A 12,840-nucleotide genomic window follows, 5' to 3' on the forward strand; every position below is an offset into this window, starting at 1 on the left:
ACTGGGGACTGGGGACTGGGGACTGGGGACTGGGGACTGGGGACTGGGGACTGGTGACTGGGGACTGGTGACTGGGGACTGGTGACTGGGGACTGGTGACTGGTGACTGGTGACTGGTGACTGGTGACTGGGGACTGGTGACTGGGGACTGGGGACTGGTGACTGGGGACTGGTGACTGGGGACTGGGGACTGGTGACTGGTGACTGGGGACTGGGGACTGGTGACTGGTGACTGGGGACTGGTGACTGGGTAATCAATTTTATGTTTTTTAATCAGCAATTCCCAATTACCAATTCCCAATTCCCAATTCCCAATTCCCAATTCCCAATTCCCAATTCCCAATTCCCAATTCCCAATTCCCAATTACCAATTACCAATTACCAATTACCAATTCCCAATTCCCTAAGATAAAAAACTCTGTACCTCACTAGCTTGGTAAATACTATAACTAATGAATAATGACTAATTCCAAACCACCGATATGGCGTGATTATCGTTTTTTGCAAATTACAACACAAGTTATAGCTGTCATTTTAGCAATAGCTATAGTTACTATATTATGGATAAATGTCAACCGCAACTTACAGCAATTAAGAATTAACTTTGGTTTTGATTTTCTCCAGCAACAAGCGTCTTTTGATATTGGCGAAACTCCTATTAACTATAATCCCACTGATACCTATTTGCGTGCTTTATGGGTTGGGTTAATTAATTCCTTGCGTGTAGCAATTTTGGGAATTATCCTCACAACAATTGTGGGAATAACTGCGGGAATTGCGCGTTTATCTGATAATTGGTTAGTGAGAAATATCAGTTTAGTTTATGTGGAGATTTTTAGAAACACACCCTTATTATTACAGTTGTTATTTTGGTACTTTGCAGTTTTTCTGAGTTTACCAAATTTAGAAAATAAAATTTCTGTTTTTGGTTTCATTAAACTTAGTCAAAATGGTTTAGAAGTTCTGGGTTTTAACTTAACTCCAGAATTTTCGACATTGTTATTAGGGTTAACTTTTTACACAGGTGCGTTTATTGCCGAAATTGTCAGAGGTGGGATAAAATCAGTAGCTAAGGGACAATGGGAAGCGGGTTTATCTTTGGGTTTAAAATCAACTTTGTTAATGCGGTTGATTATTTTTCCCCAAGCTTTGCGGGTAATTATTCCCCCACTTACCAGTCAATATTTGAATTTAACTAAAAATTCTAGTTTGGCGATCGCTATTGGTTATCCAGATATTTATTTTGTTGCTTCTACCACTTTTAACCAAACGGGAAAAGCTGTAGAAGTGATGATATTAATTATGCTTACCTATCTCACTCTTAGTTTAATTATTTCCTTGATGATGAATTTAATCAATCATAAATTTCAGATCAAAGAAAGATAGTTATCAATTGATAATTGACAATTGACAATTGACAATTGACAATTGATAATTGTTATCTCGTTCCCAGTCTGAGACGGGGAATGCTATCACATAGTCTCTGACTATGGTTTAATAGAAGCCAGATTCTTCTATAATTAATTCCCATACAGAGTATGGGAACGAGAACAACAATAAATAAACAATAACCCATGAATAAATTAACTTGGTTAAGGAAAAATCTCTTTAATAACTGGTATAATACAGTATTAAGTATTCTGTGTTTAATCTTTCTCTTTTGGATAATTAAAGGAATAGTAGTTTGGGTATTTACTCAAGCACAATGGCAAGTTATTCAAGCCAATTTACATTTATTTTTAGTGGGGAGATTTCCTAAAACCTTATATTGGCGTTTGTGGATAGTTTTAGGAATCATCACAACTTTAAGTGTGATAACCTGGAGTTTATTTACTAAAAAACAAAATGCCATCAAAAACCGATTTTCTCAATTTATCACACCTTGGCTTGCACCAGCATGGTTATTATCTTTTGCAATTAATATCTGGTTAATTGGAGGAGGTTTTGGTTTAAAATCTGTTTCCACAAATCTGTGGAATGGGTTGATGTTAACATTATTAATGGCAATTGTTAGTATTGTTCTTTCCTTTCCCATTGGAGTATTATTAGCATTAGGAAGAACCAGTAATTTATTGATAATTCGCTGGTTTTCTATTCTTTATATTGAAATAGTTAGAGGACTACCATTAATAGGAATTTTGTTTATTGCCCAAGTTATGTTACCTTTATTTTTACCAAATGATTTACGTTTAGATCGCTTAATTAGAGGAATTGCGGGACTGGTTTTATTTAGTGCTGCTTATATGGCTGAAAATGTACGCGGTGGTTTACAATCAATTTCCAGGGGACAATTTGAAGCAGGAAAGGCACTAGGATTAAATTCAGTTTTAGTGTTAATATTAATTATATTGCCCCAAGCTTTACGCGCTGTAGTTCCGGCAATTGTGGGACAGTTTATAGGTTTATTTAAAGATACTTCATTGTTATCTTTAGTGGGTTTGGTGGAATTAACAGGAATTGCTCGTTCTATTTTAGCACAACCGCGATTTTTAGGGAGATATGCAGAAGTTTATATATTTATTGGGGCAATTTATTGGGTATTTTGTTATTCAATGTCTTTAGCTTCTCGCAGGTTAGAAAAGCAAGGTGACAGGTGACAGGTGACAGTATTAAAAGCTTTTAATTGTATAAGTTATCGTTTTACTAAATGTTCTAATTACCTTGTCTACAGCTATAGACAATTATTCAATTGAGGTTGAAATATATGAAAGCACAAGAAACAATAAAAGCACCAATTATTATCGCTGAGGATGTTCATAAGTGGTATGGTAAATTTCACGTTCTTAAAGGAGTGAGTTTAACAGTCAACCGGGGTGAAGTTGTTGTTTTAATGGGTCCTTCCGGTTCAGGAAAATCAACTTTTATCAGAACATTTAATGCTTTGGAAGAATATCAACAGGGAAAAATAACTATTGATGGAATTACTTTAAGTAGTGATTTAAAAAATATTGAAGCTGTCCGCAGAGAAGCGGGGATGGTGTTTCAACAGTTTAATTTATTTCCCCATTTAACAGTTTTACAAAATATCACTTTAGCACCGATTTGGGTACGTAAATTACCAAAACAAAAAGCGGAAGAATTAGCAATGCAACTGTTAGAAAGGGTGGGAATTTTAGCCCAAGCAAATAAATATCCAGGACAGTTATCAGGGGGACAACAACAACGGGTAGCTATTGCGCGTGCGTTAGCTATGCAACCAAAAATTATGTTGTTTGATGAACCGACTTCTGCGTTAGATCCGGAAATGGTGAGAGAAGTTTTAGATGTGATGCGAAACCTTGCTAGTGAGGGAATGACGATGGTGGTTGTAACTCATGAAGTTGGTTTTGCGCGGGAAGTTGCTGATAGAGTGGTGTTTTTGGATGGTGGTTTTTTGGTTGAAGAAGCAACTCCTGATGTGTTTTTTACTGAACCCAAGGAAGAGAGAACAAGGAAGTTTTTATCACAAATTCTTTAGGTAGGAGATCAAGGAGTCAGGAGTTAGGAGTCGGTAGGTTTTGAATCACCAATTCCTGATTTCCACGAAAAGACTTTTAGCAATTGACAATTGACAATTGACAATTGATAATTGTTTCATTGTCAATTTTTAATTGTTACAGCAGTTTTTATGTCTTTAGAGGTTGTTTGAAAAGTTTTAGATGGTGACTTTATACACTTGCAGATCCCCCCTAACCCCCCTTAATAAGGGGGTAACTAGAATCAAAGTCCCCCTGTTCAAGGGGGATTTAGGGGGATCTAAAATTTTTGATACATCATGAGGGACTTTTAAAACATCCTCTTAGACCACAGTCAGGGCGAAGCATTCGGATGATAGTCTTCGGTAAAAACCGATAATTAATTGTCCGAATGCTTCGCCCCTACATTTTTGACGCGAAACCTAAATCAAGAAACCTAAATCAAAATGTGGTTTATTTACCTGAAAATAGCTGTAATTGTCCATTATTGAAGGCTTACGCCACGCTCCGCTATCAGCAACCCCTACTTATTAAAACTTATTAAAAAATGAAATTTACCTGTAAATGCCAGTTTTCACCTTGACGAATTATCTCTATTTGCTGGATAAATTCTCTTAAATAAAATCGTCTTTCTACTTCTGATAAATCTAACCAAAATTGGGGAATAGAAACAACTTCAGCAACAGCACGCAAGTTGACAGGAGGGAGAATAGCTAATTTGGCTTGCATTTGAGAAATTTCTGTGCGAAGTTTATAAGCTCTGATTTTAGCTGTTTCTGGATCTAAAACTCCAGTTTCTATCAAGGTGGGTAACTGTTCAAGGATTTGTTGTTGATGTGCAATTTTATGATTTAAACTATTTTTAATAGTATCTAATTGGGGAAAATTCATTCCTGCAACTGCTAAAGGTAAATCTTGACAAACAATTTCAATTGTCTTTTCCAAAACATCTTGATAAGGAATAGCACGACATTTAGGATTTTGGGGACAATTTGTATTGCGTAAATATAAATACTCATGTTCTTGAAAACGCTGGGTAACACGAGTGACTATCATTCTAGACTGACATTGACTACAAACAACTAACCCCGCTAAAGAATGGGGCGCACTAGCGGTACGAGATGGTAAACGACTATTGCGGCGTAAAAGTCTGTCAACTTGCGCTGCTTCTTCCCTGGAAATGATACCTATGTGAGTGTCAGAAATAATTTCTCCATTTTGATAAGCGGTATCACCACGATAAACGGGGTTTGTTAACCAACGTCTGCCGGTAGTGACAGAGATTTTTTTAGCGTATTTTTTGGCTAGATAACGAACAGCACCGCGTAGAGAAGCATAAAGTAGAAAGTTGTCAAAAAAATCTTTGACTATAGGTGATGTACTGCGATCAATAATATATTTGTCTTTGCTTCTACGATAGCCATAGGGAACTTTACCTGGTGGTGGTAAGGCTTCGAGACGATTTTTAGCGTGTCCTTGACGGATGCGGCGACTACGTTGTTGACGCTGAATTTCTTGGAGTAAGTTGAGGAGTTCGACACGGAATTTAGCAGATTCAGATGTATATTGTTGTTCAGTAGCAATGACTATTACGCCCATAGCTTCTAATTGGTTGAGGCGATCGCTCACTTGTGCTAATGTATCTCCCAATTCTTCTAAACGTCGAATCAACAGATAATTTGCAGGTTCGGTTTCACAGTCACTTATTAATTGTTGTAGTTGCGATCGCTCTCCCAGGTCTTGATAAATGTGATCTACTTCCCAACCCCAACTAGCTTCATCGGGAGTAGTTTCCAATAGTGGGTGAGTATAACTGTAGGCAATAATTATCATTTGTTTTCCTTCTCATTGCTGTGGGAAATGACTTGAATAAGAATTCTGTTTGATAATTCTAGATCCATAACTATTGATTTTTGAACTGTTTTTTTCATGGCGACTTACTTAAAATCTCCGTGGCTTTAACCCTCAGATTGTCAATACCTCATAAATAAATAATGGTTTTCATAGAATAAAATTTATACATTGACTAACACAGCCAATTTTGGGCTTTCATATAAGCTTCTGCTTATATGAGGTATATAATATTTTTTTTATAATTCATGTCTTTGGGTTATTTTTTTTTGACCTAAAGGCTGTATGCTATTTGTAATCAAACAGTTGATCCCCGGTTTCAACTGCAAAAACCAAACTGGGTAGATAGTTCTGCATGATTGTGTTTCAAGGTAACTAGGATTTCTCCTGAAGTAGAACCTTAATTCACAATTCATGTAAATTGTCAAACATAATTACAAATCAGCAAGATATTTTACACTTGCTGTTTTTTGTACCTAGAAAACAGTTAAGCACTACTTGAGGAGCATTGACAAATGTATTTTGAGAAAAAAGTTTTAATAAAACTTAAATGTTGAAATTACATATTTATATCAACATTAGTATATCCTCTACCGCAACATAAAAATGAAAAGGCTGTTAATAAACACTCTTTACTTTTTATTTTGACAGCTTAACTTCTGGAAATTACATCAACAGAAATTAGCCAACATTAATATTTTCAACTAATAGTAAACTGGGTGACAAAATTTTTAATTGTTACCAAGGGTTGTTATTACCAAATAATCATAGTTGCATTATTAGCGATCAAGTTTTTGGCAGTTGAAAATAGTTGTTTTGGTGTGGCTAAGTGCTTGTAATTTCAGTCTGCGGTAAAAACCCGTGCTGTAGGTGTGAAGAGTCTCACTCTTTCTTTATTTCTTTAAAGTTCATTTAGTTTATTTATTGCAATGCTCCTGATCAGAGGAGTCACAAGGAGGTATTCGTGGATTTTGTGTCCTTATTTATTACGGACTTTATTGCTCAGTTGCAGTCCCCAACACTGGCCTTTTTGATTGGTGGAATGATCATTGCTGCTCTGGGTAGCGAATTGGTAATTCCAGAGTCAATTTGTACGATCATCGTCTTCATGCTGCTGACCAAAATCGGTTTGACTGGTGGAATTGCGATCCGTAATTCCAATCTGTTGGATATGGTTTTACCCGCATTGTTTGCTGTAATCACAGGTATTGGGGTTGTATTCATCGCCCGGTACACATTGGCCAAGCTGCCTAAAGTTAGAACTGTGGATGCGATCGCCACCGGGGGGTTATTTGGTGCGGTGAGTGGTTCTACAATGGCTGCCGGTCTGACGGTACTGGAAGAACAAAAAATTCCCTTTGAAGCATGGACTGGCGCACTCTATCCCTTCATGGATATCCCCGCCCTTGTAACTGCCATTGTGGTAGCTAATATTTACCTCAACAAGAGGAAACTTAAAGAAGCCGGCGAATCTGCCATGCAGGAGTCTTTCAGCAAGCAGGCTGTGGCGGCAGGCGATTATCCCACTACCAGACAGGAGTATCTCAGTCAGCAGAAAGATCCCGGTGAGAATAAAGTGAAGATATGGCCAATCATCGAGGAAAGTCTCCGTGGTCCTGCTTTATCCGCCATGTTGTTAGGTCTAGCTCTGGGACTGTTCACCCAGCCGGAAAGTGTCTACAAAAGCTTCTACGATCCCGCCTTTCGTGGTTTGCTCTCGATCTTGATGTTGGTTATGGGTATGGAAGCTTGGTCAAGGGTTGGTGAACTGCGTAAGGTAGCTCAATGGTACGTTGTGTATAGTGTGATAGCACCATTTATACATGGGTTAATTGCCTTCGGTTTAGGTATGATTGCTCACTACACCATGAACTTCAGCATGGGTGGTGTTGTAGTTCTAGCTGTTATCGCTTCCTCTAGTTCCGATATCTCCGGTCCTCCTACCTTGCGGGCAGGTATTCCTTCAGCTAACCCCTCCGCTTATATAGGTGCATCCACAGCCATTGGTACACCAGTTGCAATCGGCTTGTGTATACCCTTCTTTGTCGGGCTTGCCCAGGCGATCGGCGGCTAATCCCAGAGGGGTCGTGGTCTGTTGGCGCTCCTTTGACCCGGCAGACTAAGCAACTCAGTATTGGGTTTGCATAACAAAAATATATAATATCAAGTTACGTAGGTAAGGAGGTAATCAATATGTCCAAGCGTGCCAACAAGCTCGTCATCGTCACCGAAAAGGTGCTGCTCAAAAAGGTCGCCAAGATCATTGAAGAATGCGGAGCGACTGGTTACACAGTGGTGGATACTGGCGGTAAAGGTAGTCGTAACGTGCGCTCTACCGGTAAACCCAATACTGCTGACACCGATTCAAATGTGAAGTTCGAGGTACTCACCGAAACACGGGAGATGGCGGAGAATATAGCAGATAAGGTCGCAATTACATTTTTTACCGATTATGCGGGCATTATCTATATCTGTGAAGCAGAGGTACTGTACGGAAGACATTTCTGTGGACCAGACGGCTGTTGAGTCGAAACGACGCAGAGTTTAAAAGCCGGGGCATGACCCCGGTTTTTTGATGGTCGTTACTCAAAGCGTTTAAGAAATATAGAAATTCTTGTTTATTCCAAAAATGTTAAATTAATTTTGCTCACGTACTTAGTATCATCAGTCTTGACAATGAGACCAGAAGGCTAAACATTTTTTAAAATACCCAGAAATACAGAAAAATTCGTAACTTTACCACAGGCGTGGGAAGATCATATATTTAAATATTGCATTCAAGAAATACATTCAAAAAATAATTTTTTGAGTGCTAAAGGCTGTATGCTATTTTTATTGTTTACTAGAGTAAGTTCTGGTTTTTTGTGTCTAGGATCAACTCTGTTACGTTTATTTTCGCTTACTTCTGTTAATAAACGCAATTTAAGTGCAACTAAGTAACAGTATTTTCCAGTCACATAAAAATCTTTTTACCTAGTATCACCGGACATAACACTTAATCTTCAACTCACCAAAATGCAAATGCCCAAAAATGATCACATTTTTTAAAAAATCATTTTGTCAAGTCTCATAGATATCTAAAATATATCTAGCCATTGCCAGTTTTCTAGCAATTTTAGCAAACATCCACACCAACAATCAGATAGAACTCAGTCCTTCAACGTGAGAGAAAAGGTAGCTTAGATAATCCCACTATTTCACAAAATGGGAATTATCAAAGCCACCCAATAATTATCACTGTAAATAAATATAACATAATTACATTTCTCCTCACATTTGAGTTTCTAAGAGATAAGTGTAGATGTTTTTATATGACTAAAATTGTGAATGTCATTAGACAGAAACAACCTGTTTAAACCGTACAATTCTGTTGTCATTGAGCATCCACTAATGGAAATAACTAACACCATTCATACTCGTAATTTACGCGGTGATATTTTCGGCGGTGTGACTGCCGCCATTGTATCTCTACCACTAGCTTTAGCCTTCGGGGTTGCTTCCGGTGCTGGTCCTGTTGCCGGTCTTTATGGCGCTGTGTGTGTAGGCTTGTTTGCTGCCTTGTTTGGTGGTACACCTACCTTAATTTCTGAACCTACAGGTCCAATGACTGTAGTTATTACCGGTATTATCAGTTCTTTCACAGCAAAAGACCCAGAAAACGGTTTGGCTATGGCTTTTACCGTAGTCATGTTAGCAGGGTTATTTCAAATCATCTTTGGTGTTTTCAAGTTAGGGAGATATATCACCCTCATGCCCTACAGTGTAATTTCTGGCTTTATGTCAGGAATTGGGGTGATTTTAATTATTTTGCAAACAGCACCTTTCCTGGGACAGTCAACCCCCAAAGGTGGAGTTTTAGGAATAGTCACAAACCTGCCGGATTTATTAGCAAATATCAACCCCATTGCTTTGATTTTGGGTGTGATGACGGTGGCAATTATTTATTTAACGCCGTCAAAAGTTAAACGTATTGTTCCCCCTCAGTTAATTGCTTTAATAGTAGTAACTGTAGTTTCAATTATCTTTTTTGGTGATGCTGATATCAAACGTATTGGTGTAATTGAAACTGGTTTACCCAAAATCCAAATGCCAACCTTCACCTTATCAAACCTAACCCTGATGTTAGTTGATGGGGTAATGTTGGGGATGTTGGGATGTATTGATACCCTATTAACTGCGGTAGTTGCTGATAGCTTAACCCGGACAGAACACAAATCTGATAAAGAATTAATTGGTCAAGGTATTGCTAACATTGTCTCTGGTTTGTGTGGTGGTTTACCCGGTGCGGGTGCAACAATGGGAACTGTGGTTAATATCCAAACTGGGGCGCAAACGGCAGTTTCTGGTATTACTCGTGCGTTGGTTTTATTAGTGGTAGTTTTGGGTGCTGCTGGTATAACTAAAGATATTCCAATGGCTGTTTTGGCGGGTATTGCGTTAAAAGTGGGTATTGATATTCTGGACTGGAGTTTCTTAAAACGTTCTCACAAAGTCTCTCTCAAGGGTTCTATCATCATGTATGGTGTGTTACTCTTGACTGTGTTTGTAGACTTAATTGTGGCTGTAGGTGTGGGTGTATTTATTGCCAACATCTTAACCATTGAACGTCTTTCCAGTATGAATTCAGAAACTGTAAAAGCTATCAGTGATGCTGATGATAACATTGATTTAAGTGAAGAAGAAAAGGGTTTGTTAGATCAAGCCAATGGTCGGATTTTGCTATTCTATTTAAGTGGCGCGATGATATTTGGTGTTTCTAAAGCCATTTCTCGTGAACATAACGCCATTCAAGATTGTGATGTAATTGTTTTTGACTTGAGTGATGTACCAATGATGGGTGTAACAGCTTCTTTAACTCTTGAAGGTGCTATTCGAGAAGCTTGTGAAAAAGGTCGTCAAGTGATTCTTGTTGGTACAACAGGTAAAGTTAAGAAACGTCTGGAAAATTTGGGAGTTTTAAGTTTGTTACCTCCCCATCACTTGATAGTAGACAGAACAGAAGCACTCAAACAAGCGGCAGCTTTAGTTGATAGCATGACAGATCAAAGAAATACACCTGTTGTCTAAGCTCTAGCTCTATCAGTCAAAAACAATAATCCTCAATTTTGTGATACAAAGTTGGGGTTTATTTATCTAAATAGGGTTTGCTGAGAAAGTCTTGTCGTGGAGACAGGGAATAGTAAATGAATTAGGGTGTACCTCATGAGACTGGGAAACACTATGTTATTATTTGTACCTCATAGCAATGAAATATGCTATGTCTTCGCAGATACAATGTAAAAACAGATTACCTAGCATTTGAAAAATTTTGGGAGCGTGGTATGGGAAAAAAGGTGGGCAAGATGTGCACAAAATTTATATGATCGAAACAATCCTGTTTCAAACTTTGCCTTTGAATATGGTAATTCCTATAAACTCCCAGAACAATGCATTTAAGATTTTCTCAAGAGATAAAGTCTTTACTGCAACGTTTATCAGAACAGTCACTAACTCTAGGTGATGTGCTGACAGAAACCTCAGAACGGGGTTTTAGCTTGGTGATTGCATTATTAGTTTTACCGTTTTTGTTTCCCATGCCTCCAGGGTTAACTGGTCCTTTTGGGGCTGCTTGTTTGCTTTTGTCTTTGCAGATGCTATTTGGTAGGCGATCGCCTTGGCTACCTAGAAAAATCGCTACTTATCAATTTCCTCGCCCCTTTGCTCAAGTTATCCTGCAAAACTTATGTCGAGTCACTTCATTATTAGAAAAAATTACTCGTCCTCGCTTGACAAAAATTGCTTCTCATGATTTGACTTGGCGATTTAATGGCTTTTGTATTTCCTGGTTGACTGTTCTATTAATGTCACCTGTTCCCTTTACCAATCCTATCCCTACCATCGGTATTTTACTTTTTGCTGTTGCCAGTATTGAATCGGATGGATTGCTAATATGTATTTGTTATGTGATGACAGCTTTGATTACGTTGTTATTTGCACTGATTGGTTATGCAGTCTGGTCAGCTGCTGGTTTGCTTTAAAATTGCGGTTTTCTGGAAATGATAAAGTTTTATTAAAAAATACCCTTTCTTTAAAGAATACGCTATAATAAAATACCCAGCCTAAAAAGCTGAGGAAAAAGTGATTCATAGAAATTCACACTCAATTAAAGTTCTATTGGTCAAAGAACTTTTTTGCTCACAAAAATACAAAACTAAGCAATTCAAAGCAATTCAAAATTGCTCAAATAAAACCCCCAGCTAATGGCTGAGGGTAATGATCTAAATTAAGGTGCATCTACTGTTTTTCTTATCCGTAGGGATTTTGACTAGATCCGGAAAGTTTCGGTTATGCAAATATTTTTTTTGTATATAATCGAAAAATGTTTTAGTGAAACCCCCAGTTCCACCTGAGGGTAATTGATCAATTAAGGTTTATGTATTTCCGCCGGGGTGTCTGCTAAATCAGGAAGAATTTAACAAGAGCGATCGCTTTTTTGCCCATCTTCTGTGAAGATGGGTAAAAGGTGATATTCCCTAACTTCCTGTTTTCTGCTGTTTGCCTCCAGCGTGCTGAAAAATTCCATGTCTAGGACTAAACAAAAAAGCTAAGATAAATAAACCCGAAACAACCAACACAATCGCAGGTCCAGAAGGTAAATTATAAAAATAGCTCAGATACATTCCGCTAATACTAGAAATTACACCAATTACCGCCCCTAAAATCATTACTTCATGTAATCGTTTTACTAATAAATATGCAGTTGCCCCTGGGGTAATTAATAGTGATAATACTAAAATCACGCCTACAGCTTTCATGCTGGCGACAATTGTTAAAGAAATTAACAACATTAAACCAAAGTTTAAACGATTAATTGGTAAACCTGCGGCTTGTGCGCCTAATGGATCAAAGGTGTAAAATAACAGTTCTTTGTATAGTAAAAAAACGATGATTAAAACGATAGCAGCAATGATAGCTGTGTCTCGCACTTCGTCAACTGTTACGCCGAGAATGTTACCAAATAAAAAATGATTAAGGTCGATTTTATTGCTTTTTTGAATGATTGTAATTAGGGTAATACCAAGGGCAAAAAAAGCTGAAAATACTATCCCCATTGCTGCATCTTCTTTGATGGGGGAACGGGTTTTAATAAATGCTATGGCTATGGTACTTAATATCCCGGCAATAAACGCCCCAATAAAAATATTAGCACCTATCATGAAGGCGATCGCCAGTCCTGGTAGTACGGAATGGCTGATCGCATCACCTAGTAATGCTAGTCTTTGTACCATTAAGTAACTACCAACTATCGCACATAATAAGCCTACTAATATGGCGATGATTAATGAACGTTGCATGAAGCTATATTGTAATGGTTCAATGAGTGTGTTTAACATAAATGAGAATGAACCACAAAGGCACGAAGTACACGAAGGAAGAAGAGAAGGAAGAGGAAGAGATAGATAAAATAATTACAGTATCTTGCAGGTAAATGAAGTACAAAATTTAATCCAAAAATCAACTATCAAGCAGGTTTTACTCTTGACTCCTGACTCCT

The 12,840-nt window shown here is 37.9% G+C and carries 10 protein-coding genes; 7 read left to right on the forward strand and 3 right to left on the reverse strand.

All coding sequences use genetic code 11. The annotated features are described in order from the left end of the window. Nucleotides 1-364: hypothetical protein (locus H6F45_RS13160; RefSeq protein WP_190347383.1), on the reverse strand; the 364-nt coding region annotated here is incomplete at its 3' end. A gap of 95 nt (nucleotides 365-459) precedes the next feature. Between H6F45_RS13160 and H6F45_RS13165 the strand changes: the two genes are divergently transcribed. The 3 genes from H6F45_RS13165 to H6F45_RS13175 all read left to right on the forward strand — a co-directional run bounded on the left by H6F45_RS13165 (nucleotide 460) and on the right by H6F45_RS13175 (nucleotide 3,457). After that, nucleotides 460-1,386 (forward strand): ABC transporter permease subunit, encoded by a 927-nt coding sequence (locus H6F45_RS13165; RefSeq protein ID WP_190347384.1) that lies wholly within the window; start codon nucleotides 460-462, stop codon nucleotides 1,384-1,386. A gap of 188 nt (nucleotides 1,387-1,574) precedes the next feature. Continuing rightward, entirely contained in the window at nucleotides 1,575-2,597 is a 1,023-nt protein-coding gene (locus H6F45_RS13170; protein WP_190347385.1) for an amino acid ABC transporter permease, read from the forward strand. A gap of 107 nt (nucleotides 2,598-2,704) precedes the next feature. After that, nucleotides 2,705-3,457, forward strand: a complete 753-nt coding sequence (locus H6F45_RS13175) for an amino acid ABC transporter ATP-binding protein (protein ID WP_096569496.1) — start codon at nucleotides 2,705-2,707, stop codon at nucleotides 3,455-3,457. A 538-nt stretch (nucleotides 3,458-3,995) separates the two neighbouring features. On the opposite strand, the gene H6F45_RS13180 is transcribed toward H6F45_RS13175, so the two are convergent. Further along, complete coding sequence (locus H6F45_RS13180) at nucleotides 3,996-5,288, reverse strand: recombinase family protein (protein WP_190347386.1); 1,293 nt, start codon at nucleotides 5,286-5,288, stop codon at nucleotides 3,996-3,998. A 982-nt stretch (nucleotides 5,289-6,270) separates the two neighbouring features. On the opposite strand from H6F45_RS13180, the gene H6F45_RS13185 reads away from it, so the two are divergent. The 4 genes from H6F45_RS13185 (at nucleotide 6,271) to H6F45_RS13200 (ending at nucleotide 11,323) form a co-directional block, all read left to right on the forward strand. Next, the gene (locus H6F45_RS13185) at nucleotides 6,271-7,380 is read left to right on the forward strand and encodes a sodium-dependent bicarbonate transport family permease (protein WP_190347387.1); all 1,110 of its coding nucleotides are present in this window, start codon (nucleotides 6,271-6,273) and stop codon (nucleotides 7,378-7,380) included. A gap of 119 nt (nucleotides 7,381-7,499) precedes the next feature. Then, entirely contained in the window at nucleotides 7,500-7,832 is a 333-nt protein-coding gene (locus tag H6F45_RS13190; protein ID WP_190347388.1) for a hypothetical protein, read from the forward strand. Nucleotides 7,833-8,696: 864 nt separating this feature from the next. Further along, the gene (locus H6F45_RS13195) at nucleotides 8,697-10,373 is read left to right on the forward strand and encodes a SulP family inorganic anion transporter (protein ID WP_190347389.1); all 1,677 of its coding nucleotides are present in this window, start codon (nucleotides 8,697-8,699) and stop codon (nucleotides 10,371-10,373) included. Nucleotides 10,374-10,732: 359 nt separating this feature from the next. Next, nucleotides 10,733-11,323, forward strand: coding sequence for an exopolysaccharide biosynthesis protein (locus tag H6F45_RS13200; protein WP_190347390.1), 591 nt, complete (start codon nucleotides 10,733-10,735; stop codon nucleotides 11,321-11,323). A gap of 495 nt (nucleotides 11,324-11,818) precedes the next feature. Here H6F45_RS13200 and H6F45_RS13205 read toward each other — a convergent pair whose 3' ends face one another. Then, nucleotides 11,819-12,679, reverse strand: a complete 861-nt coding sequence (locus H6F45_RS13205; RefSeq protein ID WP_096569515.1) for a metal ABC transporter permease — start codon at nucleotides 12,677-12,679, stop codon at nucleotides 11,819-11,821. Between the last annotated feature and the right edge of the window lie 161 nt (nucleotides 12,680-12,840).

Origin of the sequence: Sphaerospermopsis sp. FACHB-1194 (assembly GCF_014696235.1) — a bacterium.
Lineage (GTDB): Bacteria > Cyanobacteriota > Cyanobacteriia > Cyanobacteriales > Nostocaceae > Sphaerospermopsis > Sphaerospermopsis kisseleviana.